At 57.7% G+C, this 26,344-nt stretch carries 24 protein-coding genes and 1 pseudogene; 12 read left to right on the forward strand and 13 right to left on the reverse strand.

Annotated features, from left to right (window positions below):
- Positions 1 to 22 precede the first annotated feature (22 nt).
- From MW046_RS07055 to MW046_RS07065, 3 genes are all read left to right on the forward strand, one after another.
- Complete coding sequence (locus MW046_RS07055) at positions 23 to 1,267, forward strand: aminotransferase class V-fold PLP-dependent enzyme (RefSeq protein WP_247992431.1); 1,245 nt, start codon at positions 23 to 25, stop codon at positions 1,265 to 1,267.
- Between the two features lie 70 nt (positions 1,268 to 1,337).
- On the forward strand, positions 1,338 to 1,754 hold the full coding sequence (gene sufU, locus MW046_RS07060; RefSeq protein ID WP_247992432.1) for a Fe-S cluster assembly sulfur transfer protein SufU: 417 nt from the start codon (positions 1,338 to 1,340) through the stop codon (positions 1,752 to 1,754).
- Positions 1,755 to 1,973: 219 nt separating this feature from the next.
- Positions 1,974 to 3,056, forward strand: a complete 1,083-nt coding sequence (locus MW046_RS07065; RefSeq protein ID WP_247992433.1) for a D-glucuronyl C5-epimerase family protein — start codon at positions 1,974 to 1,976, stop codon at positions 3,054 to 3,056.
- Positions 3,057 to 3,253: 197 nt separating this feature from the next.
- Here MW046_RS07065 and radA read toward each other — a convergent pair whose 3' ends face one another.
- The 3 genes from radA to htpX all read right to left on the reverse strand — a co-directional run bounded on the left by radA (position 3,254) and on the right by htpX (position 5,963).
- Positions 3,254 to 4,282, reverse strand: a complete 1,029-nt coding sequence (gene radA / locus MW046_RS07070; RefSeq protein ID WP_247992434.1) for a DNA repair and recombination protein RadA — start codon at positions 4,280 to 4,282, stop codon at positions 3,254 to 3,256.
- Positions 4,283 to 4,401: 119 nt separating this feature from the next.
- On the reverse strand, positions 4,402 to 5,004 hold the full coding sequence (gene pspAB, locus MW046_RS07075; RefSeq protein ID WP_247992435.1) for a PspA-associated protein PspAB: 603 nt from the start codon (positions 5,002 to 5,004) through the stop codon (positions 4,402 to 4,404).
- Between the two features lie 92 nt (positions 5,005 to 5,096).
- Complete coding sequence (gene htpX, locus MW046_RS07080) at positions 5,097 to 5,963, reverse strand: zinc metalloprotease HtpX (RefSeq protein ID WP_247992436.1); 867 nt, start codon at positions 5,961 to 5,963, stop codon at positions 5,097 to 5,099.
- A 315-nt stretch (positions 5,964 to 6,278) separates the two neighbouring features.
- Between htpX and MW046_RS07085 the strand changes: the two genes are divergently transcribed.
- On the forward strand, positions 6,279 to 7,388 hold the full coding sequence (locus MW046_RS07085; protein ID WP_247992437.1) for a 60S ribosomal export protein NMD3: 1,110 nt from the start codon (positions 6,279 to 6,281) through the stop codon (positions 7,386 to 7,388).
- Between the two features lie 78 nt (positions 7,389 to 7,466).
- Here MW046_RS07085 and MW046_RS07090 read toward each other — a convergent pair whose 3' ends face one another.
- From MW046_RS07090 to MW046_RS07125, 9 genes are all read right to left on the reverse strand, one after another.
- A complete protein-coding gene (locus MW046_RS07090; protein ID WP_247992438.1) occupies positions 7,467 to 7,727 on the reverse strand; it encodes a DUF7553 family protein in 261 nt (86 codons plus the stop codon).
- Positions 7,728 to 7,831: 104 nt separating this feature from the next.
- Positions 7,832 to 9,553, reverse strand: a complete 1,722-nt coding sequence (locus tag MW046_RS07095; protein WP_247992439.1) for a helicase C-terminal domain-containing protein — start codon at positions 9,551 to 9,553, stop codon at positions 7,832 to 7,834.
- Between the two features lie 34 nt (positions 9,554 to 9,587).
- Positions 9,588 to 9,740 carry a hypothetical protein gene (locus MW046_RS07100; RefSeq protein ID WP_247992440.1) on the reverse strand — a complete coding sequence of 51 codons (153 nt, stop codon included), beginning with the start codon at positions 9,738 to 9,740 and terminating at the stop codon, positions 9,588 to 9,590.
- Positions 9,741 to 9,747: 7 nt separating this feature from the next.
- Positions 9,748 to 10,050 carry a hypothetical protein gene (locus tag MW046_RS07105; protein ID WP_247992441.1) on the reverse strand — a complete coding sequence of 101 codons (303 nt, stop codon included), beginning with the start codon at positions 10,048 to 10,050 and terminating at the stop codon, positions 9,748 to 9,750.
- Between the two features lie 93 nt (positions 10,051 to 10,143).
- A complete protein-coding gene (locus MW046_RS19410; protein WP_282190199.1) occupies positions 10,144 to 10,269 on the reverse strand; it encodes a hypothetical protein in 126 nt (41 codons plus the stop codon).
- A 265-nt stretch (positions 10,270 to 10,534) separates the two neighbouring features.
- Positions 10,535 to 11,713 (reverse strand): polysaccharide deacetylase family protein, encoded by a 1,179-nt coding sequence (locus MW046_RS07110; RefSeq protein ID WP_247992442.1) that lies wholly within the window; start codon positions 11,711 to 11,713, stop codon positions 10,535 to 10,537.
- 305 nt (positions 11,714 to 12,018) lie between these two features.
- Positions 12,019 to 12,582: a hypothetical protein gene (locus MW046_RS07115; RefSeq protein WP_247992443.1), complete on the reverse strand. Its 564-nt coding sequence runs from the start codon at positions 12,580 to 12,582 to the stop codon at positions 12,019 to 12,021.
- A 3-nt stretch (positions 12,583 to 12,585) separates the two neighbouring features.
- Complete coding sequence (locus MW046_RS07120) at positions 12,586 to 13,452, reverse strand: DsbA family protein (protein ID WP_247992444.1); 867 nt, start codon at positions 13,450 to 13,452, stop codon at positions 12,586 to 12,588.
- A 257-nt stretch (positions 13,453 to 13,709) separates the two neighbouring features.
- A complete protein-coding gene (locus MW046_RS07125) occupies positions 13,710 to 14,603 on the reverse strand; it encodes a sulfurtransferase (protein WP_247994739.1) in 894 nt (297 codons plus the stop codon).
- A gap of 183 nt (positions 14,604 to 14,786) precedes the next feature.
- Between MW046_RS07125 and MW046_RS07130 the strand changes: the two genes are divergently transcribed.
- From MW046_RS07130 to MW046_RS07145, 4 genes are all read left to right on the forward strand, one after another.
- A complete protein-coding gene (locus MW046_RS07130) occupies positions 14,787 to 14,972 on the forward strand; it encodes a hypothetical protein (protein WP_247992445.1) in 186 nt (61 codons plus the stop codon).
- Positions 14,973 to 15,111: 139 nt separating this feature from the next.
- Complete coding sequence (locus tag MW046_RS07135; protein ID WP_247992446.1) at positions 15,112 to 15,429, forward strand: DUF7518 family protein; 318 nt, start codon at positions 15,112 to 15,114, stop codon at positions 15,427 to 15,429.
- A 22-nt stretch (positions 15,430 to 15,451) separates the two neighbouring features.
- Positions 15,452 to 19,030, forward strand: a complete 3,579-nt coding sequence (smc, locus tag MW046_RS07140) for a chromosome segregation protein SMC (RefSeq protein ID WP_247992447.1) — start codon at positions 15,452 to 15,454, stop codon at positions 19,028 to 19,030.
- A complete protein-coding gene (locus MW046_RS07145) occupies positions 19,023 to 19,916 on the forward strand; it encodes a segregation and condensation protein A (protein ID WP_247992448.1) in 894 nt (297 codons plus the stop codon). Before smc ends, MW046_RS07145 begins: the two co-directional genes overlap by 8 nt.
- A gap of 361 nt (positions 19,917 to 20,277) precedes the next feature.
- Here the strand turns inward: MW046_RS07145 and MW046_RS07150 are convergent, their stop codons facing one another.
- Positions 20,278 to 20,970: a phosphoribosyltransferase gene (locus MW046_RS07150; protein ID WP_247992449.1), complete on the reverse strand. Its 693-nt coding sequence runs from the start codon at positions 20,968 to 20,970 to the stop codon at positions 20,278 to 20,280.
- A gap of 215 nt (positions 20,971 to 21,185) precedes the next feature.
- Here MW046_RS07150 and MW046_RS07155 point away from each other — a divergent pair.
- From MW046_RS07155 to MW046_RS07170, 4 genes and pseudogenes are all read left to right on the forward strand, one after another.
- A pseudogene (locus tag MW046_RS07155) lies at positions 21,186 to 21,404 on the forward strand (hypothetical protein); the annotation flags it as partial.
- Positions 21,405 to 21,589: 185 nt separating this feature from the next.
- Complete coding sequence (ppsA, locus tag MW046_RS07160) at positions 21,590 to 23,893, forward strand: phosphoenolpyruvate synthase (RefSeq protein WP_247992451.1); 2,304 nt, start codon at positions 21,590 to 21,592, stop codon at positions 23,891 to 23,893.
- 66 nt (positions 23,894 to 23,959) lie between these two features.
- Complete coding sequence (locus MW046_RS07165; protein WP_247992452.1) at positions 23,960 to 24,430, forward strand: hypothetical protein; 471 nt, start codon at positions 23,960 to 23,962, stop codon at positions 24,428 to 24,430.
- Positions 24,431 to 24,570: 140 nt separating this feature from the next.
- Positions 24,571 to 26,331 carry a YndJ family protein gene (locus MW046_RS07170; RefSeq protein ID WP_247992453.1) on the forward strand — a complete coding sequence of 587 codons (1,761 nt, stop codon included), beginning with the start codon at positions 24,571 to 24,573 and terminating at the stop codon, positions 26,329 to 26,331.
- The last annotated feature ends 13 nt before the right edge of the window (positions 26,332 to 26,344 follow it).

Here is a 26,344-nt window from a genome sequence, read left to right on the forward strand (position 1 = left end):
CTGGGGGTCTTCGGTTGAGGTAATGAAAGCGAGCACTACCGACCCGCTGGACACCGAGCACATCAGGGCGGACTTTCCGATCCTCCAGCGGGAGTTCGACGGCACGCAGCTCGTGTATCTCGACAATGCCGCGACCAGTCAGACACCCGAGCCAGTCATCGATACCATTGCGGAGTACTACCGCACGTACAACGCGAACGTCCACCGCGGGCTTCACCAACTGAGTCAGGAGGCGTCGATCGCCTACGAGGAGGCCCACGACCGGGTGGCGGAGTTCATCGGCGCGTCGGGTGGACGCGAGGAGATCGTTTTCACGAAAAACACAACGGAATCGATGAACCTCGTGGCCTACGCGTGGGGGCTTGCAGAGCTCGGTCCCGAAGACGAGGTGGTAACCACCCAGATGGAACACCACTCCTCGCTCGTGACGTGGCAGCAGATCGGTAAAAAAACGGGCGCAGAGGTGAAATACATCCGGATCGATGAGGAGGGCTACCTCGACATGGACCACGCGAAAGAGCTGATCACCGACGACACGGCGATGGTGAGCGTCGCCCACGTCTCGAACACGCTGGGAACCATCAACCCCGTCTCGGAGCTCGCAGAGCTCGCTCACGACCACGGGGCGTACATCTTCGTCGACGGTGCCCAATCGGTGCCCCACCAACCGGTCGACGTCGAAGCGATCGATGCGGACTTCTTTGCCTTCTCCGGCCACAAGATGTGTGGTCCGACGGGAATCGGCGTGTTGTACGGCAAGCGCGAGCTGCTCGAATCGATGCAGCCCTACCTCTACGGTGGCTCGATGGTTCGGAAAGTCACCTACGAGGAGACGACGTTCGAGGAGCTGCCGTGGAAGTTCGAGGCTGGCACGCCGGTCATCGGTCAGGGCATCGCGCTCGCGGCCGCGTGTGACTACCTCGACGAGATCGGATTGGAACGCATCCAGCGCCACGAGCACGAATTGGCCGAATACGCCTACGACAGGCTCACCGAGTTCGAGGACATCACGGTGTACGGACCCCCCGGCGACGATCGAGTGGGACTCGTTTCGTTCAATCTCGACTCCGTCCACGCACACGACCTTTCGAGCATCCTCAACGATCACGCGGTCGCCATCCGGGCAGGTGACCACTGCACGCAACCGCTGCACGACACCTTGGACACCGCAGCCTCCGCACGGGCTTCCTTTTACCTCTACAACACCCGCAAGGAGATCGACGCGCTCATCGAGGGTATCGACGACGCGCGCGCGTTGTTCGCCTAAGCTTGACGCGCCGTGCCATGCCGTCACTCACGATACGTTTTTCCGGCTTTACCTGCTATCGAAGACAACGATGGGACTGGGCTCCGATATGTATCGCCAGCAGATCCTCGATCACTACAAGAACCCCCGAAACTACGGGGAACTCGAGGAGCCGACGTTCTCACACACTGGCGAGAATCCGACCTGTGGCGACACGATCCAGATCGATGTCGTGCTCGCCGACGACGAGGAAACGATCGAACGCATCGCCTTCTCCGGAGACGGCTGTGCGATCAGTCAGGCCAGCGCCTCGCTGCTCACCCAACAGCTTCAGGGCATGACTGTTGCCGAACTCCACGAACTCGACCGCGACGACGTGATCGATATGCTGGGCGTCGAGATCAGCCCGATGCGCGTCAAATGCGCCGTACTCGCCGAGAAAGTCGCACAGGACGGTGCGAAGATCCACAGCGGTGACATCGAGATCGACACGACACAAACCGAGTGACATTCTCCTCGCCGTAAACGGCGGAATTCTCTCCTTGGAGGAAGAAAGCAGCTGTAGCCGAAATCGATCACCGGCCAGAAAAGCTATACAGACACCACAGATCATATCCAAGCATGGTAGATCGAATCGTCGAGTGAATTCTATGACAGATATGTATCTCTATATTCACGGTACGGTCGATGGCACGACAGCGCAGCGATGGGAAGGGAGGACGGATCGATGAAGCGCCGAACGTTTGCGCTCCTGTTGGCGTCCGGTCTCGCGGGCTGTAACACCCAAGGTAACGACGAGCCACCCACGACGACAGAGCAAGCGACGAAGCCAGAACAGACCTCGACGCTGGGAGGTGGATCACCGACACCAACCACAGCAGGGAACACCACAGACACGCCCTCAGACAGCAGTTCGACGATGGAAATCGACGGAGTCGAAATCCAGCGAGAGCAGTACTCGCTTCAGGAAGTGTCCTACGACGAACGGCCGACGATCTTCGTCAATCGGTGGAACGAGCCATCGTGTCGGTTTAACGCTTCGGAGGTCGATTCCATCCCCAACCTGCAGATGGCGACGATCAACGGTGAGCGGGGGCACATGCCGGTTCGCACGTCTCGAACGATGATGAAGTTGCTCTACTGCTACCGCCAGCTCGACCGGGATTCCTATCTCGAAAAGGCGATCGAAATCTCCGAGGCGTATCTGGACACAGCCGCACGCAACGACGGGGCGTTGTACTTTCCCTACACGATGAAAAAAGGCGGTGCTGGCGTGACACTCACTCCACCGTGGTACTCGGCGTTGGCGCAGGGTACATCGTTGTCGGCGTATCTCAGGCTGCACGAAGCGACGGGGAAAAAACAGTATCGGGAAACGGCCGACGCGGTGTATGAGAGTTTCCGGCGGCTCACGCGTTCGACCGATGGGCCGTGGACCGCGATGGTCGACGACGAGGGGTATCTCTGGTTCGAGGAGTATCCTCACGATCCGCCGACGCACGTTCTCAACGGCTTTCTCACCGGGCTGTGGGGTGTCTATGAGTACTGGCTAGTCACCGAGGACGAGAAGAGCCGACCACTGCTGGAAGCGGCGATCACCACGATCAAGCAGTACGTCGAGCAGTTCCGAGAGCCGGGCGAAGTGAGCTGGTACGCGCTCAACCGCGGCTACCGGGGCAACGAGTTCTACCACGCAATGCACATCCTCCAGCTCCGGAAGCTCCATCGGATCACCGGTGATCCGTACTTCAAAGAGATATCCGAGACGTTCAACGAGGATCATCCCGAGGAAGCCGGAATGAGAACGTGACGTTCGGTTCAACGGATCTCAACGCATGATAGAGAAGTATGGGGGACGCCACGAAGGGTAGTTACGGCAGCATTCCTCGCGTCCGGACGGCACCGTCACCGATCAACACCGGTTCACCGTTGTGCGCAGCGAGTACACCACCGCAACCGAAGGGACCGAGACGCTGGCGTTCGATGCAAGGTGGTAAGAACTGTGGCTCACTCGGGTTTCAGTCCCTCATTTTCGACGCGCATGACGGACTCGCCATCGGGAAGGTTCGGTGCGTCGACGAGTTTGACGATGCGTTTGTTCGCCTTTGACTTGCGGAGATAGATGCGGAAAGTGGATTTGTGGCCAAGGATGTTGCCACCGATGGGTTTCGTTGGATCGCCGAAGAAGGCGTCCGGGTTCGACTGGACCTGATTGGTCACGACGACGGCAGCGTTGTACAGGTTTCCGAGTCGATCGATATCGTGGAGATGCTTGTTGAGCTTCTGCTGGCGGTTGGCCAACTCGCCACGACCGACGTACTCCGCGCGGAAGTGGGCAGTGAGTGAATCGACACACAACAGTCGCACTGGATACTCGCTATCTTCGTGTTCGCTTGCGATCTCTTGGGCCTTTTCCGCGAGCAAGATCTGGTGGTTGGAGTTGAACGCCTTTGCGACGTGAATGTAGTCGAGAAACGTCTCCACTAACTCGGACAGCGCCTCCTCGTCATCCGGATCGCCGTCGATCTCCCGGTCATCCATGGCAGCAGCGATGAGTGAATCGTCCAGCCCACGGACCATCTCATCGATGCGCTCGGGACGAAACGTATCTTCGGAATCCACGAAGATGGCGCTACCACCCAATCCACCCACTTCGGGCGGCAGCTGGACGTTCACCGACAGCTGGTGAGTGATCTGTGATTTGCCCGCACCGAACTCGCCGTACACCTCCGTGATCGACTGGGTTTCGACGCCGCCACCGAGCATTTCGTCGATCTCCGCTACCTGCGTTTCGAGCTTGCCGATCCGCTCGCGGCGCTGAAGCACCGACGCCCCCGTTTCGAACCCACCGATGTCCGCCTGCTCCCGTGCCGCCTGAATGATGTCGTGAGCCGTGCTCTCACCCACGTCGGCGGTGTTCGAAAGCTCCGCCGGACTTGCGACGGCGATACCCTGAAAGGAATCGTACCCATTGTCTTGCAGCTTCTCCGCCGTTGCTGGACCGACGCCTGGAAGGTTCTCCAAATCCGTTGCCATGGTTCTTCGTTGTTCCCCACCCTTCATAAAAACTCGTTAACACCCCAGTGAAAGTGAAACCGTGGGGCTACGGCCACCACGATCACCAGAAAAAGCACATCGAAAACGCCGAGGTCAGTTCATTCCCACGGGTCGCCGGAGCCGTCGGGCCAGAGCGGATACCAGTATTCGGTGTCGTCTTCTACTTCCAGTTCCCCCTCAAGGGCGCTTTGGAGTTTGAACTCGGCACTGGAGTCGCGTTCATTGCCGGGAAGCGGCGCAAAGGGATAGTACGCGCCACGGCGGAACGAGTACACCCAGTAGACGGTGTCAGACTCCTTCTGGAAGGCGAAGACGGCGGCGAGCAACCGGCTCCCAAATCCTTCCTCGACGAACGTGTCTGCTGCGAAATGCATGCTCGTGATCAAATCCTCAAAATCCGGATCATCAAGGATGACCCACTCATAGCCGTGTGAATCAGTGTTGAACCGGGCTTCGGTACCCGTTTCCTGACGACCGGCTTCGAGGATGCGTTCGACCTCCCGTTCTGCTTCTTCGAACGCCGCGCTATCGACGTTCGAAAAGCAGAGCGCGGCTTCCCCCGTCGGTGTGTAACCGAGGTCGGCCTCCATCGTAATATACGCAGTGCTCATCCCGAACAGGTCCTCCGGTTCGGCCGCGCGAGTGGCGTCTGCCTCGGCGCTGAGACCGAGTACCTGTCGGATCGAATCAAAGATGCCCATGTGTCACTCACGGGCGTGTGACTGCTTGGGGTTTTCCATGCTGTGAGAGGAGAAAAACAATGGAAACAGCCAGTCGATCGGTCAGAAACGATTCACGCGAACTGGATTTCGCGTTCCATGTCCTGAAGCCGCTCGATCCGGCGTTCAGTGCTCGGATGGGTGCTGAACAGCCGCATGATGGAACTTCCCTTCATCGGGATGATGAAAAAGGCGTTCATTTCCGATTGTTCGCGCATATCACGGTCGGGAACCTTGTCCATGCGGCCGGAAATCTTCATGAGTGCGGACGCGAGTGCGCTCGGGTTGCCGGTGATCATGGCTCCGCCCCGATCGGCGGCGAACTCGCGGTACCGCGAGAGCGCCCGGATGAGGAAAAACGAGACGATCCAGACGACCAGCGAGGCGAGGATGGCGACGAGTGCGCCGGGGCTGTCGTCGTCGCCGCCACCGGTGAACAACCACCCCCATCGGACGACCATGAACGCGATCGTCGAGAGGAACGAAGCGATCGTCATCACCATCACGTCCCGGTTTTTGACGTGGGCAAGCTCGTGAGCCAACACCCCTTCGAGTTCCTCTTGGTTCAACGTGTTCAGGATACCAGTGGTGACACAGACCGTGGCACTGTCCTGTGACCGGCCGGTAGCAAACGCGTTCGGGACCCGGGAATCCGTGACCGCAACCGTCGGTTTGGGCAGGTCAGCCTGCTGGGAGAGCCGCGAGATCGAGGCGTGTAGTTCGGGATACTCGTCTTTGCTCACCTCGCGCGCGCCCATCGTATACAACGCGAGCTTGTCGCTGAAAAACAACTGGCCCAGCAAAAACACACCCACAACGGGCATGATGATCCACATGTTCGCTTCTGCCAGAATGGCAATGAACACGATGTAGAGGGCGAACAACAGGAACATCGTGAAGGCCATCCGCCCCCGGAGGTTCCAATCCGATTTCCACTCCATATCCAGAATACACGGTCTGGAACATATAGCCCCTCCGCTATACGTACTGTGTCAGCAAGATACACGGAGTAAAGGGCGCGCCCGGCCCGGTCCCGCCCGCTGTGGTAGACGAAAGCGGGACCGTCTAGAACGAAACAGAGGGACTACATGACCGTTTCGACGTACGTCCGGTCCGTGCTCACGACGGGACGGAGCGAGCGAGTGCACACATAGGTTACCTGTGAACATCTTCATCGGTGGACGGCACCGACAGGTCAGATTTTTATAACGATCGGAGCAGACGAGTTTAAACGCGCTGGGACACTACCGTCACCAATGGGTTCCGGCGAATTCTGTCCTCGGTGTGGTGATCCTGTCGAGCCGCGATCGGAGCCACGTCCCGGCAATCCCAGCGGACACCGGGCACGCCTTTGTGACGACTGTTACTTCGAGGAGTTCGACCTCGTCGATGCTCCTGAGGAACTGGTCGTCGAGATCTGTAGCGGGTGTGGAGCCGTCAAGCGCGGCGAACAGTGGGTCGATGTCGGAGCAGATGATTACACGGATGTCGCCATCGAGGAGACCACCGAAACCCTCGGGATCCACGTTGAGGCCGATGACGTGGAGTGGATGGTCGAACCCGAGCAGATCGATCGGAACACGATCGAGATGCACTGTTATTTCACGGGCGTGGTACGTGATACCGTGATCGAAGCGGAACACGACGTTCGCGTGCGGTTCAACCGAACGACGTGTACGCGCTGTTCGCGAATCGCTGGGGAGTACTACGCGAGTACGGTTCAGGTCCGCGCCATGGACCGCACGCCGACCGAAACCGAGCGAACGCGTGCGGCTGAGATCGCCAACGAACGCGTCGACGAACGCGAGGGCGATCGTAACGCCTTCATTACGGAGATCAGCGAAAGCAACGAGGGGATCAACGTCCGTCTCTCGACCACACAGCTCGGTCGAACCGTCGCCACCCACATCCAGCGGGAACTCGGCGGAACGGTAACGGATTCCCAGACACTCATCACCGAGGACGAGGATGGAAACGAGGTGTACCGGGTCACTTACGCCGTCCGACTGCCGCCGTTTCCCGCCGGAACGGTCATCGAACCTGCTGGTGAGGACCCGGTGCTCGTTCACAGCGCCCACGGCAATCTGAAAGGACGACGGCTCACGACCGGAAAGCAGTACGAGGCAGACGCCGAGGACGGGATCGCTCCTGATGCACGCCGACTCGGTGACACCACCGACGCCCAGGAAACGACGCTCGTCGCTGTCGAAGACGACCACGCTGTGCAAGTGCTCGATCCCGACACCTACGAAGCGAAAACCATCCCCCGACCGTCATATCTAGATCCCGACACCGACACCGTGCCCGTCATAAAACACAGAGAAGGGTTACACGTGCTACCCGAGGACGCGACTGCGAGCCGGTGAGACAGAGATCACGTTTTTTTGACGTCTCTTACTGCAAATATAGATATAACCGATCGGAAACCGAGCGGTCAGTACGGCTCACTCGCGTTGATCTCGGTACACGACGACATCCTGCCCGGCCCGGCGAACGGTGACGGCGACATCCCCATCGAGTCGTCGGCTTGCTGACCGGATAGTGGTCTCCAATCGGGCGAGTTGATCGGCGTCCGGATCACGATCAGCGAGAGACCGACACTGATCCGCGAGCCGCGCCAATCGCTTACTGATCAGTCCGTTCTCCACTGTTTCGCTTGCCTCCTCAAGTCGAATACCTGCGCGCCGGAGGGTCTCACCGCCCATACTATCTTCCATGAGGATATCAAATATAATCATTCTGATCTTCGGTTTGGGATCAAGACCGAACGGGGTCTTCGACCGGGGTCCGTACCGACCGTGAAATAAAATCACTGCCAAACATCATCAAGTGGATGATCTTCGATCGAGGAAGCGGTCGAAGAAGCGGTCGATCGGCGTCGATCCGTGGAGGTCTCCGTACACGCTTCGCTCGGATCGAACGCCGGGAGCGAGGGAGAACGCATACGGTCGATCTGTGCTTGGAACCACGGTGGAATGTCCGAGTGCGCCCGTTCGAACAGATCGAGGAGGCTTTCGTCGGCGAGGTAGGTTGCTCCCTCGTCGGTGGGAGATCTGACGACACGTCCACACGCTTGGATCACGGTTCGTAACGCGCTGCGGTAGTACCATCCCCACTGTCCGTCTTCGAGTCGGCTGGCGACACGAGAGTCGCGCGTGTTCGGAAACGGTGCCTTACACAGCACTTGCCACCGGGCGAGATCCCCCTCCAGATCGAGGGCTTCTTCCATCTTCACGGAGAGCAGCACGGTCGATTCGTCGCGTTTCCACGAGGAAAGCACGGCGTTTCGATTCTCCCGATCGTGCGATCGAACACGTTCTTCGACCCCGAATTCGGACAGCAGCGTTGCGAGTCGTTCGGCGATCGCGTACGAATGACAGTGGACGATACCCTTCCGATCGGAATGACGTTGCATGAGACGAACCAGGAGGCGTGCGAGCTTCGGGAGCGTCTCGTCGCGGTGTTCGTGGGTCATTTTCCCTTGTGTCACGTCGAACAGCGGTCGGTTCTCGACGGGAAACGTGTGATCGACGTCCACGAGGCTGACACGGGACGGATCGAGTCCCGTCTGGTGACAGAATGCTGTCTTGTTCAGGATGGTCGCCGACAACAACACGAAGGACGTGGCGCGGTCCCAGACGGTGTGAACGAGGTATCGTTCGGGGTTCATCGGTTTGATCGTGAGTGGTGATCCCTCGCCCCCGTGCTGGTCTGTGACCCACGTCGTTGCGCTCTCAGCATCGCGGGCGTCAGTGACGAACCACTGTAGCTCCCTGAGGAGTTCGGCCAGCCGATCGCGTGTAGCCACCTCCGTGGCGCTGAGTTCGGGTTCGCGTTGGAGTTCTTGACGCTTGCGGTCACAGACCGAAGCGAGAGTATCGGCGTACTCGACGGCCCCATCTACGCTCGTGATCTCCGGGGCCGGCGTGCGATCCCAGACGGGAACCGTTTCAGGACCGAGTTTGATCGTGGCGTACATCTCCGCCCAGTCGACCAGACCGTGGGCTTCGTCGATGACGAGCACGTCGCGCTGGTCGAACACCGTAGAGCCGGCCGTTTGCATGAAATACGCCAGCGTCATCGCGGCGATCGGACGGTTTGCCGCGAGATCCCGGTCAGAAAAGTACGGACACCGGTGTTTGACGGGACAGTCGAATCCCGTTTCGCGGACACACGGCGCGCGGTCGACAGGCGTCGTCGTTTCACCCGGCAGGACGCATGAATAGTTTCCTTTGCCCCGGATGACGTTCAGATCGTCGAGCAACGGATCGGCTGCCACGTCATCCAATTGGGAGACTTGTGGAGTGGTGTAGTACGCACCGATGGGCTGGCCGGCGTCGGCTTCTCCGGCCCGTCGGGCACAGCCAGCGATGGCCCGGGCGAGCAACGATTTCCCGCTGCCGGTGGGCGCACGAACGAGCACGATGTCGTTGCCCGCTTCGAACGCTGCCCGGATGTCCGTGAGGGCCTGACGTTGCGCACCACGGTACGTGTCGGCGGGAAATTCGGATTCGATGCGAGTCGGATTCACGGTCGTTGATATCGATGGATCGTCTGGCTCTCGATCACGCTACTGCCTCACCGAACCGAACGAATAGGAGACGGAAAAACGACCCGGAGCGACGACAGTTCGGGCGGTATCGTTCGTCGTTCACCCCATCAACGGGCACCGTGTTTTCGCTGGCTCGCCCCGAGAGCACGCTACGCTCTGGCTCCACCGAGGTGTCAACTACTGATCGCAGATACGTCAGCCGCGATGATGCCAAAGCCATCACAGAGCGCCGTTTCGACGGCTCTCGGCTCCGTCGCTGCTGTGCGGACCTGCACCTCGACGACGAGATCGACACGGATATCCGTTGCCGTGGGACGACAGCCCACTACGTCGATCTCCTCGACGGTAACGACGGGGGTAGCGCTTGTGAGGACATCCATTGCGCCAGCAGTGAGATCGCCCGCTGCTCCCCGAGACACCCAGAGGGTGATGTCGGTGCTCGCCGTGACAACGAGAACCGGATCCTCCATTGTCATACATTCCCGCCGAGGCTCGAACTCGGTCCTCGGCCGTCCGGCCGCGTGCGTACCTGATACACCACGGGAATTTCGGTCGAATGGTCGATTCACTCAGAGCGAAGCGTGAAGTTCCCACGACGCGTCACCGATCACAGAACAGTCCGCCCCCGATACCGTCACCGAGACGATCATCTCTAGGGTGAGATGAACGAGGAACGAACCCGAGGTGACACTCACTTCCTGGCTGGGGAAGCGGTGGCACAACGGGCGTGTGGACAGGGAAGCGATGAACGATGCGCGTCCACACTGCCAAGAGATGTATTCGAGAACAGTCCGCCCCCGTTCTCGAATCCCTCAGTGGCAACAGCGAACAGTCGGTGTGTGGAAAGCGTGCTCATCATTCGTATCACCAGCCCACGATGTGTCTCTTCGTATAATCGCAATTATATTAGCTTTTCCGATGGTGTGGTGTATAATACCACACTCGTGTGGGATCGTTCAGCTACCAGTTGCTGCTGTCGACGAGCTGAGAGGGCGTGATGACGTCGACATCCGCATTGTCGACGTGATCGATGATCTTCTTGAGGGCGTTTACGGGCACGCCCTCACCACCGATCTCGTGGTAGTAGATAACAGCCAGCTGGTTGAATTCGGCAGCCATGTTGACGATCCGACGGGTCCCTCGGATGGATTCCCCGTTTACCCGGGAGATGAAAGCGGGATTGCTGGGTCGGCGGGCGTTGTTCGGTCCTCCACCCTGAAGATAAGCTGTTTTAAACAGCTCGCTGATATGCTTGAGACTCGTACCGTTCACTCGGTGGTACGGAACGATGAAATGCTCCGAGCCTCGTTTGAATCCCTTCACGTCGAGATACCGTTTCGTCTCTTGGAGGATCTGTCGTTGTTTTTCAGAGGAGTATTTCGGGAGGAGTTCGCTAGCATGACCAACCATATCCCACCCGTTCTTGCCCATTTCGCGCATATTGGCTTCGGAGATACGATCGTCTCCGCCGACCGCGTTCGGGATGACGGCGACCGAACCCGTCCAATCTTTCTCCTTGAACAAGGGATACACCGTTTCGTAGGCACTCACGTGTCCGTCGTCGAACTGGAACATCACCTTCCCGGTGTTGGCCTTGGGCACTTTCCGCAGATCATCGATTAGCACTTCGAACGGTTTTTTCATCGGCCCGATCTGGAGGTTGATCTTCGCCACGTTGTCCATCACTGGATTGCCTTGTTTGTCCGTATAGCCGATATCGAACCGAACCCACTCGTCTAACTCTTTTGGGATATGGCGGGTCGCAGTGAGCATGGAACTTTGGGCGGGAGCAATGATCTCTGCCCGTATTTTGACGGTATCCGGCTTGTTCACTTTCGCAGCCAACGAGAGATCGTGGCCGCTGAGATCCAACGCCTCCGGGTAGAACGTGCGGGAGACCTTGGCGATGGTCTGTTTTCCGTTTTTCTTCGGTTGGAGCACGATGGACTGGTCACCCTGAAACACGTCTTGAGTGGTGGTTGTCAGCTTACCGTAGCTAACCTCCCATTGTGACGATACATCTTTGAAGCTATCCACTGATTGACCAGTGATGTCGGCTCCATCGGTCGTGTTAGTATCGTTGGTGGAATTGGAACTGTTGGTGGGATCGAACGGATTCGATCCGTCACTTCCACCCAAGATCGATGAACAACCAGCAAGTGATACTGCGCCAATGGATCCGATCGTCGTAATGAATTTACGTCTATCTGAAGAGTTTTTCATACGGGTAATGGGATCAAGAACTCCGTGGATCATAATTATGTGGGTGATAGTTGGATAATATTGGTAAATATTTTCGAAAATTATGGTGTCAATTCAGAAATGGACATAGTATAATCATATATGGAATAGTAATATGATGAGTATCACCCGATCATGGAATAGGGACAGGAACGGATTCTCGTCGGAATCACAGTCGAGAAACGGAGTGAAAGAGGGTGGCGTCAATCGATCCGACATTCACGTGGATCGCCAGCATACCCGAGGAACAGGAGGAACAGGCCGATTCCGGCGACACGGAGCACTGTCTGCTGGAACGGAATGAACGAAACGGCACCCGTGAGACCGAAAATGGCAAAGAGACCGGGACCACAGCTCGCACAGCCTGCAGCGAACAGCCCAGGAACAACGGCACTGAGATTAGCAACACTACCGAGCTGCAACATCCGTAGCTGTGCAACCATGTTCGTGATTGCGATCCCCGTCAGCACCGCATAGGCGACGTTCATCGCTATCGACATGGTTCCTATCTGTTCGATGTTTATCATGAAGATGCTTCTGAAATACTCGACGGTAACGAGCTGGGTGTTGTTGAGAACCATGTTGATCACACCCATCGACTGTGCAAACAGGATAAGCACGAAAAACGTGAGTCCAGCTACGGCAGCGGTGAGCAACACCCGGCCCACTGAGAGAAACGGATAGGAAAGCGCCGCGAACAACTCTTCACCGAATCGTTGAAGTCGATTTGTACCGGTTCGTGTGTACGTCCTGAAATCGCTACTCATGGGTTATAGGTTGCGGTAGGCATCGATCTGTTGTTTGAACGTGGAGTACGGCTGTGCGCCGAAAAAGGAGGTTGTTTGCTCCGATTTCGGATGGTACAGTACGAATCCGGGCGTGTCGGAGAACCCTTCGTTTCGGGCACGCTTTCGTTCCTGTTTGATCTCCGTTTCGTGTTGCTTGCGGTTCTGTTTCATACACTGATCGAGAGCATCGGCGTCGATACCATCGATGTCACGGGCGTATCCTAGGAGGCTACTCCGGGATGACCACTCTTCACCATCGAGTTGTTGATTCTCGAAGACGGTCCGGTGCCACTCCCAGAAACGGTCTGGACGATCGTCTTTGACCCGATTCCAGAGACAGGTGGCCATCACATCGGCTGTCCAGGAATGTTGTCCGTAGTTCGGGTAGTGAAGCAAAACGATCCGAACCGTCCCGTCAGCCACGTCGTTTCGAATGAGCTTCGGGAATCCTCCGTGATCGCTTACCTCGAACTGTTTGCAATATGCACACTGGTAATCAGACCAGTAGTAGATGTCGACCGCCGGATCCGACGTGTTGGCGATTACTGGATTGCCCGCCAGTTCGATCCCGTAGTTCGTCGTTCCTGACTCCGACCGGAACGGGGGCGAGAGCGATCCCGAGGGAGTGGCGGTCTGCGTCGGCGTATCCCTTGGTGTGCTATCTGAGGGGGCAGTCTTCACCACCTGATCCGGCGTATTCGTCTCCTGTTGCCCGTTTTCGTCTCGTGTGGTAGCGGGATCCCCTGTGTCGTTACCATCACCTAAACACCCCGCAAGTCCTCCAAGGGCGCCGACACCCACGCTCACAAGGAATCCTCGACGGCTCGCTAACGTTCCTTTCAAACTCATGTTACTGCTTTATTCATATTAAAGGATTGACTCATCTCCGTGTTCGTCGCGGACATCATTCCGTTCTACTAGTAGTATTGCCGGGTTGTGTTTTATGACTTTTGCTGTGGTAAACCGATACTAATTTATTATCTACCATCTGTATACGTGATGAATTATATTAATTAGATGCATATACCATCAATAATCTGTTTTATGGTTTAATAGTTATTTATTAGTAGATGATCAACCAAGTGTATTAGCGGAATTATTGGTAATTACTCACCTTGTTCGATCGGTGCGCGGATGGAGTTACCCCACTCGGTCCACGATCCATCGTAGTTTTCCACGTCGCCAAAGCCGAGCAGTTCGGTTAGTACGAACCACGCGATCGAAGAGCGTTCCCCGACGCGACAGTACGTCACGACGGCCTGATCTTCGGTCACGCCGTGCTCTTCGTAGAGGTCACGAAGTTCCTCGGCACTTTTGAACGTACCGTCGTCGTTGAGTACCGATGCGGTTGGAACATTGCTCGCCCCGGGGATATGGCCCCCGCGCTGGGCGGTTTCTTGGAGTCCTTCCGGTGCAATGATTTCCCCAGTAAACTCCTCGGGTGAACGAACGTCCACCATCGGTAGTCCACTTTCCATAGCCTGTTCGACATCCTCCCGATAGGCACGGATACCTTCGAACGGACCGCGAGCAGTGTACTCCTGCGAAGAGAAGTCATTGGACTCCTCAGTGAGTTGGTAATCATTGTTCACCCAGTAATCCTTTCCTCCGTCGAGGACGCGAACGTCCTTGTGGCCGTAGTATTTGAACTCCCAGTACGCAAACAGCGCAAACCAGTTTGCGATCCAGCCGTCCCCATAGAAGACGACGGTCGAATCTTCAGTGATCCCGGCCGAACCGACCGTCTCTTCGAACGCCGTTTTGTCGAGGATGTCCCGCTCGACCGCATCAGAGAGATCCTCGTCCCACTGGAAGCCGATCGCACCGGGAATGTGGCCGTCCTCGTACCGTGAAGGAAAGTCCTCTTCGGGCGACTCCGGACTGTTCACCTCGACCAATCGCAGATCCGGCGCATCTGTTTGGAACTCCTCGAGATGATCCTCGACCCAGTCGGCCGATACCAGTACGTCATTAGCGTAAGTAGAACTACTGGCGCTCATAGACACGGTGATGTTCGCTGCCCACTGTAATGTATCTTCGTGACTCTTCATAGAGTATAGAATCAAATAAACACAATATGAATAAAACATCAGATCCGAGGCATTGTTCGCATAGCTCGTTACGGTGTTGATACAGTAACATTCGACCGGTTCGTTTTACCCAGTAACTGCCTAGGTAGGAGTATGGCGAACGAATCCGGTGGCCGACCACCGCGAGAGAAACGCCAGCAACACACTCGTCAGCGTCGTTCTTCGACAGAGACACGTCGTTACCGTCTCTTGCACACGACGCTTTTCATGGCCGGAGCGATTCTGCTCACAGCTGCCGTCGTTATCACCATCATCTCAGTCGTGGACGCCATGCTTTGAGACGGTCGATGCACCATCGTCTTCGCCGCAGTGCTCGCTCACGGCGATAGTGACGTCATTCTGATGGTCTCCAACAAATACCAAAAGGAATATACATGTCTGACGCAATTTTATACGGTTTGGGCAACCCCTAGCGGATATGAGTCGTAGTGACCGCGTCGAAGAACTCGAAACGCAAGTTCGGGAGCTAGAAGCCACTGTTACCGGACTGACCGAGGAACTGTTGGAATGCAAACAGCGGCTCGGAGAACTCGAGGATGCCACCGAGGAAACCGACGGGGAGGAATCGTGGTCGATGACATCTACCTCGTCTTCGGAGTCGTCGTCATCGACTGATTCATCGGTCACTGATTCGATGTCGATTCTGGACGAAGTCGACACGTATACGACGGAGGGGGATGAATCCCAGTCAGAAACGGAGACCGAGGGGGACGGCGACGGGATCATCGTCGCATAGGTCGGTCCGTCTCAGCCACACGATGCACATCAAAGAACTCGTTTTGGACGATTTCAAGAGCTTTGGTCGAAAGACGCGGATCCCTTTCTATGAGGATTTCACCACGATCAGCGGTCCGAACGGGTCTGGAAAATCGAACATCATCGATTCGATTCTGTTTGCACTCGGGCTTGCGCGTACCTCGGGTATCCGCGCGGAGAAACTCACAGATCTCATTTACAACCCCGACGACACCGACGAAGCTCCATCCGGCACGCGTGAGGCGAGTGTCGAAGTGATTCTCGACAACAGCTCGGGGGTAGTGTCGCGCTCACAGATTGTCAACGCGGCTGGCACGGACAACATCGGTGATACCGACGAGATCACCGTCAAACGACGGATCAAACAGACCGAAGATAACTACTATTCGTACTACTATCTCAACGATCGGTCAGTGAACCTTTCGGATATCCAGGACCTGCTAGCGCAGGTCGGAGTCGCTCCGGAAGGGTACAACGTGGTGATGCAGGGCGACGTGACCGAGATCATCAATATGTCGGCGGGCGATCGTCGCCGGATCATCGACGAGATCGCGGGTGTGGCGGAGTTCGACGCTCGCAAAGAGGACGCCGCTGAGGAGCTGGAGGTGGTTCGAGAACGACTCGAAGAGGCCGATCTCCGAATTGAGGAGAAACGCGAGCGACTGGATCAGTTGGAAGACGAACGGGAGATCGCGCTCGAATATCAGACGCTCAAAGAGGAGAAAGCCGAGTATGAGGGGTATCTCACGGCCGCAGAGCTCGAAGAAAAACGCGACCGCCTCCAACGGACCAAAGAGACGATCGCCGACACGGAGGCAACGCTCACCGAACGTCAAACGACACGTTCGAAACGGGAAGAGACGGTTACCCAACTGGAAGCCGACGTATCGGAGCTGAACGCCGAGATCGAGCGAACTGGTGAGGACGAACAGCTGCGCGTCAAACAGGAGATCGAGGAGATCAAAGGCGAGATCGCCCGCAAGGAGAACGCCATCGAAACCGCCACCGAACGCGCAAAAGAGGCAGAACGAAAGCGAAGTCAAGCGTTCGTGAAGCTCGATGGGAAACAGGAAACAGTCGAGGAGCTGTCTGGCCAGATCAAGACTCAAAAGGTCGAAAAGGCGTCGATCAAAGCCGAGATCCAAGACCACGAGTCAGAACTGGCAAGCGTCGAAACAGAGATCGAAGCGGTCGACACGGAGTACGAACGGTTGAAAACGGAACTGGCTGACGCGCGCGACCGACTCGAAACGGCGAAATCGGAGCGAAACGACAGCCAACGCGAACAGGATCGGCTGCTCGACGCGGCCCGACGCCGGTCGAACGAACGACGTGAGCTTGAAGAAGAAATCGAATCGCTCGAAGAAACGATCCCCGAACTCAAAGCAAAGCGAACGGACACCGAAACGGAACTCGAAGCTGCCAAAGAAAACAAAGCCACGATCCAATCAGCGGTCAACGACCTCAGAGACGAGAAATATGAGCTTCAATCGGAACTCGACGAGATCGAAGACGAGCTGAACGCGACCCAACAGGAGTACGCCGAACTCGAAGCGAACACCGACGACGGTACGAACACGTCCTACGGTCGCGCGGTGTCGACGGTTCTCAACAGCGGGATCGACGGCGTTCACGGAACGGTGAGCCAACTCGGAAGCATCTCCGGGCGGTATGCGGTCGCGTGTGAAACGGCGGCAGGAGGACGGCTCGCCCACGTGGTCGTCGAGGACGATGGGGTCGGACAGCGCTGTATCGAACACCTCCAGTCCCGCAACGCAGGCCGGGCGACGTTTCTCCCGATATCGGAGATGCAGCGCCGCTCGCTGCCCTCGCTTCCGGGACACGCGGGCGTGGTCGATTTCGCGTACAACTTGGTGGAGTTCGATCGCCAGTACGCCGGCGTCTTCGCGTACGTACTGGGTGACACCCTCGTTGTCGAAGACATCGACACCGGCCGCGAGCTGATGGGAGAGTTCCGGATGGCTACGCTTGGGGGGGATTTGATCGAGAAAAGCGGTGCGATGACCGGCGGTTCGAACAACGGCACCCGGTACTCGTTTTCTTCCGATACCAGCCGGCTCGAACAGGTCGCAGAGCGCATCACCGAACTCGAAGACCGGCGTCGATCGCTCCGAGAAGATCTTCGATCGGTCGAGTCCCGTCTCGACGACGCCCGGGAGCGCCAGTCCGCTGCCACCGATCAAGTGCGCGATATCAGGGCTGAGCGCACGGAGATCGACGAACGCATCGAATCCACGAAGAAAGCGATCGAAGAAAAAGAAACGGAGATCACGGAGATCGAACGCGCCCGTGAGGAGACCGACGAGCAGATGGCAGCGATCGAAGACGAGATCACGGAGAAAGACGAGACGATCGCTGCGATCGAAGACGAGATCACCGATCTCGAAGCCGAACTCCGATCCTCGGCCGTCGCAGAGCTTACCGACCGCGCGGAAACCCTCCGAGAAACGATCGCCGATCTCGAAGACGATATGCGGAAGATCGACGAAGACCTCAACGAGTTGAAGCTTGAGCGGGAGTACGCGGAGGAGACGATCGATGATCTCGAAGACGAGATCGAAACTGCAAAAGAACGTAACGCCGCCGCGATCGAGCGTATCGAGGAACTCGAAGCGGAGATCGAAGACGAGAACGCACGTCTCGAACGCAAACACGAGCAGGTGGCAGAGCTAGAAGAAGAACTAGCTGATCTCAAAGCCGAGCGAACGGAACTCAAAACGGAGCTGCAGGAGGCCCGTGAGAGCTACGAGACGGCAAACGACGCGGTCGATCGTGCAGAAAGCCGGCTCGAATCGCTTCGGGAGCGGGAAACGCGGCTCCAAGAGGAGATCGAGGAGCTGTCCGAACAGGTCGGTTCGTACGATCCCGATGCGATTCCCTCCCACGAGACACTCGAACGCGAGATCGATCGACTCCAAGAGGAGATGGTGGCGCTCGAACCGGTCAACATGCTCGCCATCGAGGAGTACGATCGCGTCTCAGAGGAGCTGACCGATCTCGAAACGCGCCGGGAGACGCTCACAGAGGAGCGTGATGCCATCCAGACCCGCATCGAGGAGTTCGAGACCAGAAAGAGATCGACGTTTATGGACGCGTATGAAGGGATCAACGAACAGTTCGAGGGGATCTTTGCGCGGTTGTCCGACGGATCAGGCACGCTGTTTCTCGAAGATGAAGAGGATCCGTTCGCGGGCGGTCTAACGATGAAGGCCCAGCCCGGCGACAAACCGGTTCAGCGGCTCGCGGCGATGTCCGGTGGTGAAAAATCCCTAACTGCGCTCGCGTTCATCTTTGCGATCCAGCGGTACAACCCCGCGCCGTTTTACGCACTCGACGAGGTCGACGCGTTTTTGGACGCGGCCAACGCCGACGCCGTCGGCGAACTCATCGACGAACTCGCCGGTGACGCTCAGTTCGTCGTCGTCTCACACCGGTCGGCGCTGCTCGAACGGTCCGAACGGGCCATCGGCGTCACCATGCAGGGCAACAACATCAGCGCAGTCACGGGGATCCACCTGAGCGATTCCGATGCGGACAGTGAGGTACCGGCGGATGACTGAACACGTCGACGGCGTTACGATCGATCTCACCGGCGGTGATCCCGAGGACACGACCGAACCGACCACAGAAGCAGAGGCGACGGACGAGGAAGTCGAACCAGTCGAACTGCTCGTTCAACTCGCAGAAGACGAGGAAATCGACCCGTGGAACATCGACATCGTGGCTGTCACCGACAAGTTCCTCGGTGCGCTCGATGCGGCCGATCTCCGAGCGGGTGGTCGAGCGCTGTTTTACGCCAGTGTCCTGTTGCGCATGAAAAGCGAGGCGTTGACACAGGCGAACGAGCCGGACGATTCGGCGGACGAGGAAGAACACCAGTGGACGGAGCCGACAGCACCCGAGACGCTGGGAACAGCCCCCGAAAACGGAATGGATCCGTTCGATGCGCTCGAACGGGAGATGGATCGACGGCTCGATCGGAAACGCGCACGCGGCACTCCTCAAACGCTCGACGAGCTCGTTCGAGAGCTCAGAGAGCGCGAACGCAACACACACTGGAAGGAATCACGGACCTACGACACCAGCGACTCACCGCGCGGATTCACCCGCGGCACTCAAACGCTCGATTACCGCGACGACGACGCCCTTCGGATGGACGAGGAGCCGTCGGAAAGCGAAGTCACTGGCACGACCCACACCGAAGATATCGAAACGACCATTCAAGCCGTCTATCATGCGCTCTGTGAACAGTACGACCGAGGACGGGACGAAGTACTGTACGCCGAGGTCGATACGGTCGGTGGCTCACGCGTCGAAACGTTTCTCGCGCTGTTGTTTCTCGCTCACCGAGGCCAGATCCGCCTCGAACAAGACGAACTGTTCGGAGATCTCTGGATACACGACCAGACCGCCGGATCGGCGACCGACGAAGCTGTCGCGGATTAATATTCGAACCACACACCAAAAATTACGCCACATTCTTCGGAGTAAGATTTATATTCTGTGGCTATCTATGTCATAGTATGACACCCGACAGGCTCCAAGAACGGTTAGCGGAAACGGAGGGGCGTGTCGATCCGCAGGAGTTGGCCCAGGCGCTCATGTACGTCCGTGAAGACGGGGCGTGATTCGGTCTCGGACAACCCGGATCGACAGCGTAGTTTATAAATACCCTCCACGGATGATTCATTTCGTCGTTGATCTTCCAGAATATTGTCAAGAAAGTCGAGCTTTCCGGTCTCCAGCAGATCACGAAGCGATGTGCAAGACTCGGGCCTGTTCTGCCTGGTGGCACACCCGACGTTGATCAGTGTAGCTGTCGCCACCCATCGTCAGTTCGTTCGAGGAAATCCCGGCGTACCATCTCCTGAAGCACCTCTTCGAGGCGGTTGGGCTGTGCGATCTCCATCTCGATCCGGTCGAGTCGGTGGTACTCACGGAGGAGGCGGCGGACGTCATGGCGAGTGAACGTCGTTGCGTCTGCTTTCCCCATCACGCCGTCGATGAGATCGATCATGTCTTCGATGAAGTTCCATGGGTAGACCACCCACGCCCATTCATCGAGGCGCTCACCGACGAAATCCGGTTCGAATTCGCTCGTTCCTAACAGTTGGAGCGTCGCCGTCCGGACCTCGCCGGGATCACGGTCGGCGACGTACTTCTCGGCGTGACGGATCGAGCCGCCCGTGTCGGCGATGTCATCGATGATGAGGACGTCTTTTCCCTCGACGCTGCCCTCGGGCATCGGATACCGGACCTGTGGCTCGTCGATCTTCTCGGCCGTTCCAACGTAATGTTCCATCTTGAGACTCGCAAGGTCGTCCAACCCGATGAAATCACAGAGACACCGACCCGCGAACCAGCCACCACGCGCCAGCGCGACGATCACGTCCGGCTCGAACGACGTTTCCCTGATCTGATGGGAAACGTCTCGACAGAGATCGTAGATGTACTCCCACGTCGTGATCGTACATTTGAACTCCTCGGGAAGATCGCTCATATCGGATGACTCACAACGGGGTACGGATAAGAATTGCCAGAGACGACTGTACACGCGATACGAGCACACACCCGGCTGTGCCCCGAACGTCGCTCATGCTGTACACACGACAGTAGCGAAGTCCATTGGCTCACAATGTACACATGAGGAGTGCCGATAAGAAACGCGTCCAGTTTCGCGCCCCTTACAGACTGATTGACCGAACCGGAGACCTGACCGTACAAGCCGTAGATCTCGATACCACGTTCCCACTTGATGATGGTGAGAACGCAGCAGTCACTCTCGCCAACGAAATCAACGCAACCCTCTGTCTGTGTGATGAATTCAATCGACTCGGGCTGATTCACGCCTCTCTAGCCAATACACGGTTCGTAACGACGCCGACACTACTCTCAGTGTTCGTTCGAACGGAACGGCTACAGACGGATGAAGCAATCACGCCCCTCGAAAATGCGTGAGACCATCCCGTACTATTAAAAATGAAGTGGAAGCAAACGAGTGAGTAGTTGTGTTACACTGTCCCTCCTGTACGCTATAATCAACAACTTAAGTTCGAGTTAATTCTATTCGCGTCGGTCGGAAGGTTCTTTATTGGCCTTGGCGACCCTTCGAATACGCAATGGCTGTACTCTGGCTGGATACGATCGGGTCGGATGACCTCGATTCCGTCGGCGGAAAAGGGGCGTCGCTCGGTGAGCTTACAGGGGCAGAGCTTCCTGTACCGCCGGGCTTCGTGGTAACGGCGGGGACGTATCGATCGTTCATCGAGCAGACGGGGATCGACGAAGAGTTGTTCGAGGCGGTCGATATCGATCCGGACGACTCCTCGGCTCTGGCCGACGCCGAGGAAACGGCCGAGGAACTCATTCTCGACACGGAACTGCCCGAGGAGATCGCATCCGGAATCCTCGAGGCGTACGACGATCTCGATGATGGTGAGGCGTTCGTTGCGGTTCGGTCCTCGGCGACAGCGGAGGACCTTCCGGATGCGAGCTTTGCGGGCCAACAGGAGACGTTCTTGAACATCACCCGCGAGGCGCTGCTCGACCGGGTGAAACAGTGTTGGGCGTCGCTGTTCACGAAGCGGGCGATCTACTACCGCGAAGAACAGGGGTTCGACCACGATATGGTGGACATCGCCGTCGTCGTGCAGACGATGGTCGACGCAGAGAAAAGCGGCGTCATGTTCACCAGCCACCCATCGACCGGCGACGACGAGATCATCGTCGAAGCCGCGTGGGGACTGGGCGAGGCCGTCGTCTCCGGATCAGTCTCACCGGACAACTACGTCATCGACCCCGCGACCGCCGAGCCGACGACCGTTACCATCGCTGATAAGAAAGCGATGCACATCAAGGATCCAGAAACGGGCGAAACCGTCGAAACGGAGGTGCCCGACGAGAAGCGCACCGAGCGCGTGTTGACTGACGAGGAGATCGCTCGACTCACCGAACTCGGCCAGCGGGTCGAAGATCACTACGGCACACCTCAAGACGTCGAGTGGGCGATCGTCGACGCCGCGGAAGACGAATCTGGAGACGGAGTGTTCATGCTCCAATCGCGGCCGATCACGACGATCACCGAGGAGACCACGACGCCACAGGCCGAGGCGACGGACGGAAGCGGTCTCGAAGCGGAACAACACAGCGAGATGCTGCTGAAGGGTCTCGGCGCGAGTCCAGGCGTCGTTTCGGGACCGGCACAGATCGTAACGAAACTCGATCAGCTCGACAAGGTCGCGGAGGGAGATATCATCGTGACCGAGATGACGACGCCGGATATGGTACCGGCGATGAAGCGCGCGGCGGGGATCATCACCGACGAGGGCGGGATGACCTCCCACGCTGCCATCGTTTCCAGAGAGCTGGGTGTGCCCGCCGTCGTTGGGTCTAGCAGCGCGACCACCCAGATCGATGACGGACAGGTCATCACGATCGACGGCGACAAAGGAACCGTCGAGGAAGGCACGACCGAAACGGACGCCGGTGAGCGCGAGCCACACGAAGACGTCAGACCCCAGAGTCCCGTAAAACCGATGACGGCGACGGAGGTGAAAGTGAACGTTTCCATTCCGGAGGCTGCCAATCGCGCCGCTGCCACGGGAGCCGACGGCGTTGGGCTGCTCCGACTGGAGCACATGATCCTTTCGACCGACAAAACGCCCGAACGGTACATCCGTGATCACGGGGCCGATGCGTACATCGAGGAGATCGTCAGCGGCGTTCGAGGAGTCGCCGACGAGTTCTATCCTCGACCCGTGCGGGTCCGTACGCTCGATGCGCCCACCGACGAGTTCCGCCAACTGGAGGGCGGCAAGGACGAACCGAACGAACACAATCCGATGCTTGGGTATCGGGGTATTCGACGGAGTCTCGACCGGCCCAACGTGTTCGAACACGAACTCGAAGCGTTCCGACGGCTGTTCGACATGGGATACGACAACGTCGAGATCATGCTTCCGCTCGTGAACGACGTCGAAGACGTCCACCGTGCAAAATCACTCATGAAAGACGTCGGTATCGATCCGAGCATCCGGACGTGGGGTGTGATGATCGAAACGCCGGCGAGCGCACTGTGTGTCGAGGAGATGGCCGACGCTGGGATCTCCTTTGCCTCCTTCGGTACGAACGATCTCACCCAGTACACGCTGGCAGTCGACCGGAACAACGAAAACGTCGCGTCTCGGTTCGATGAACTTCACCCCGCGGTGTTAAAGCTCATCGGTGATACCATCGAAACGTGTCGTGAAAACGACGTGGATACGAGCATCTGTGGCCAAGCCGGTTCGAAACCACAAATGGTCCGGTATCTCGTCAACACCGGCATCAGCTCTATCAGCGCCAACATCGACGCCGTCAGGGACGTCCAACACGAAGTCAAACGCGTCGAGCAGAAGTTGCTGCTCGAATCCGTCCGCGAGTAACCGATCGAAGGACGATAGTCCCGTTACAAATAATTTTTTACCTGTGTGCATCCGTAATAACACAGTATGGTAACCATTCCTGATCGACTGAAAAATGGGATGTCATCGTTGTTGGGTCCGGCAGGGAGCGGGATTCAGTGGCTGGGTGGGGCTGTCGTCGTGTGTGGAGTAACGCTCAAAGGCGTTCTCTTCCAGTCCGGTCGGGAAGATCTCCTCACGGCGACTATCACCTCGATCGGACTGCTCGGTCCGGTATGGCTCGCGTTCGGCGGAATGGCGATGATCGGTGCGAACAACAGCGTGCTCTGTACGACCGGGGAGATAGGGATCCCTGCGCTGTTGGTGACGACGATCTTCGAGGCCTTGGTTGCGCTGTTCGTGCTCAAAGGACTCCTGCGACTAATGATATCGATCTCCCAAGCTGAAAACGAACTGACCGATCCGATGTTATCGATCGGTGCAGCGATCCTCCCAGTCTTATTCGGATCGGTGTTGAGCGTGGAAGGCGGCAGCCTCATCGCGTGTCTATACCCGTAAACTACCCTCCCCACTCGCTCGGTTCATACGGAACTTACCTCCATCCGGTCACGAACTGACATCCATCGAGAGATAGATGGTTGATTAGTGTATCATACTAATGTGTTTATGGAAAGGAATTCCTGGATTGGTGAGTGTCAGTGAACAACTCAGTTCGTTCGTTCACGCAGTCGCTTGGACGTCGAGCGACGGGTGTGAGCGCGTTCATGGGCTGTGGAATCTGGCTCGTGCTCGTGGGCAATTCGTTGTTTGATCAGCTTGAGGTGCTCTTTTTACTGGCACCACTGATGATCGTGCCGTTGTTGCTCGGTCTCGTCGGTTGGGAGGTTCGATCACGCTGGTATCGCTATGCGGTGCTCGGTCAACCGATCGGGGCAGTTCTCGTTGTGGTCTCATTCACAGTTGATCGTGGGATAGCGGCCGGGGTGGCGATCGTTCCGTGGGTCGTGGTGACAGTGATAGTGGCATTGTGGGGACTCGAACGGCTGTTATCCCGGGGTCTCGAACCGCTGTCTGCACTCGCCGTCGACGCCGGACTGTTGTACGTCATCGTCGGGAGTGGATGGTTGATGTGCAGCCGTCTCGGGCTACAGCCGATGGGGTTCAGTGATTCGATCGTGTTTTTCACCGCGGTGCACTTCCATTACGCCGGATTCGCCCTTCCGATACTCGCCGGCATGACCGGGCGCGTGGTTGAGGCGAACGGGGGGACCGTTGGACGATACGTCTACAGTGGTGCGGCCACGACGATCATAGTCGGTCCGGGGTTGATCGCCGCTGGGATCACGCTGTCACCGCTGATCGAGATAGTCGCTGTGACCGCGCTCGCCAGCGGAGTGATCGCGTTCGCGTTGGTGACGCTGGTCGTCGTCGTTCCCGAACGGGGAAATCGGATCCAGCAGGTGGCGCTCGTGATCTCTTCGGTCGCGGTCGGTGTGTCGATGCTCTTTGCGTTCGGCTACGGCCTTTCTCAGTTCATCGGCCGAACGATCGCCGGACTTCGGATCGATACGATGGTGATGGTACACGGGCATTTGAACGCGGTCGGGTTTGCGCTGCTGGGCGCGCTCGGGTGGTCCATCTCTGTGCCATCTGCTATCTCTCATCGGGTTCCTCCGCTTAGTTCACTCACGGCCAACCGTCGGGTGGGCAAAGAGTTCCTCGAACGGAACGGTCTCCGCGGTTCGGATGCGCCCTCCGGACAGATGGATCAGCTGTCGGCGTACGCCCGGCCGGGGTTCGATCCGGAAGCCGTCCACCCGTCGGTTCGGACGTTCTACGAGGAGACCAACGCCTATGAGCTGCAGTACGACGTGCAGTACCACTCCGGATTCCGGAGTGGGGCACGGCTCGGGAGCTGGGTGACAGCGCGGATCGAACAGTGCAATCTTCCCGCTCCGGGCGCTCAGACGAAACGAACCGACAGCCGAATCGTCGATGTCGACGACGTTGCCGATGGACGAACGGGCACCCGTGCGTGGATCAGAACCGATCTGGAGACGGAAAACGCGGTGTTCGTCGCCGTGTACGCCACACACGAACACAAGGGAGAAACGTACATGAACATCGGACTACCACTACCGTGGTGCAACTTGTCCGCCGTTCTGTGGATCGATTCCGTCGACATCGATACTGATAAGCACGGAATCCGTCTCTCCTCGCGGCAACGGGACGATTCAGGCGACGAAGGTATCTATCTCCGAACGCCCATCGGTCCCGTCCGGCTCCCGATGCACGAGGATTTTCGCGTTTGGCCCGCGAAGTCCAAGGCCCGCTCTGACGACGATCTCGTGGCAGAACACCGGCTGTGGCTGTTCGGACGGCGGTTTCTCACGATCACGTACACCATCGAACGGACGACGGCCGAGTCACCATTCGGGCAACGAGAACGCAATGGCTAAACCCGAGAGTTCG

The sequence above is a fragment of the Halocatena salina genome (assembly GCF_023115355.1).
Taxonomy (GTDB): domain Archaea; phylum Halobacteriota; class Halobacteria; order Halobacteriales; family Haloarculaceae; genus Halocatena; species Halocatena salina.

Bases quoted from the DNA above. Each gene is read 5' to 3' on its own strand.
- MW046_RS07085 (WP_247992437.1), top strand. From the start codon at position 6,279: ATGGGTTCCGGCGAATTCTGTCCTCGGTGTGGTGATCCTGTCGAGCCG.
- MW046_RS07120 (WP_247992444.1), bottom strand. From the start codon at position 13,452: ATGAGTTTGAAAGGAACGTTAGCGAGCCGTCGAGGATTCCTTGTGAGC.
- MW046_RS07055 (WP_247992431.1), top strand. From the start codon at position 23: ATGAAAGCGAGCACTACCGACCCGCTGGACACCGAGCACATCAGGGCG.
- pspAB (WP_247992435.1), bottom strand. From the start codon at position 5,004: ATGGGCATCTTTGATTCGATCCGACAGGTACTCGGTCTCAGCGCCGAG.
- MW046_RS07130 (WP_247992445.1), top strand. From the start codon at position 14,787: ATGGCGAACGAATCCGGTGGCCGACCACCGCGAGAGAAACGCCAGCAA.
- MW046_RS07105 (WP_247992441.1), bottom strand. From the start codon at position 10,050: ATGACAATGGAGGATCCGGTTCTCGTTGTCACGGCGAGCACCGACATC.
- MW046_RS07145 (WP_247992448.1), top strand. From the start codon at position 19,023: ATGACTGAACACGTCGACGGCGTTACGATCGATCTCACCGGCGGTGAT.
- ppsA (WP_247992451.1), top strand. From the start codon at position 21,590: ATGGCTGTACTCTGGCTGGATACGATCGGGTCGGATGACCTCGATTCC.
- sufU (WP_247992432.1), top strand. From the start codon at position 1,338: ATGGGACTGGGCTCCGATATGTATCGCCAGCAGATCCTCGATCACTAC.
- MW046_RS07090 (WP_247992438.1), bottom strand. From the start codon at position 7,727: ATGGGCGGTGAGACCCTCCGGCGCGCAGGTATTCGACTTGAGGAGGCA.
- MW046_RS07150 (WP_247992449.1), bottom strand. From the start codon at position 20,970: ATGAGCGATCTTCCCGAGGAGTTCAAATGTACGATCACGACGTGGGAG.
- MW046_RS07165 (WP_247992452.1), top strand. From the start codon at position 23,960: ATGGTAACCATTCCTGATCGACTGAAAAATGGGATGTCATCGTTGTTG.
- smc (WP_247992447.1), top strand. From the start codon at position 15,452: ATGCACATCAAAGAACTCGTTTTGGACGATTTCAAGAGCTTTGGTCGA.
- MW046_RS07065 (WP_247992433.1), top strand. From the start codon at position 1,974: ATGAAGCGCCGAACGTTTGCGCTCCTGTTGGCGTCCGGTCTCGCGGGC.
- MW046_RS07115 (WP_247992443.1), bottom strand. From the start codon at position 12,582: ATGAGTAGCGATTTCAGGACGTACACACGAACCGGTACAAATCGACTT.
- htpX (WP_247992436.1), bottom strand. From the start codon at position 5,963: ATGGAGTGGAAATCGGATTGGAACCTCCGGGGGCGGATGGCCTTCACG.
- MW046_RS07125 (WP_247994739.1), bottom strand. From the start codon at position 14,603: ATGAGCGCCAGTAGTTCTACTTACGCTAATGACGTACTGGTATCGGCC.
- MW046_RS07135 (WP_247992446.1), top strand. From the start codon at position 15,112: ATGAGTCGTAGTGACCGCGTCGAAGAACTCGAAACGCAAGTTCGGGAG.
- radA (WP_247992434.1), bottom strand. From the start codon at position 4,282: ATGGCAACGGATTTGGAGAACCTTCCAGGCGTCGGTCCAGCAACGGCG.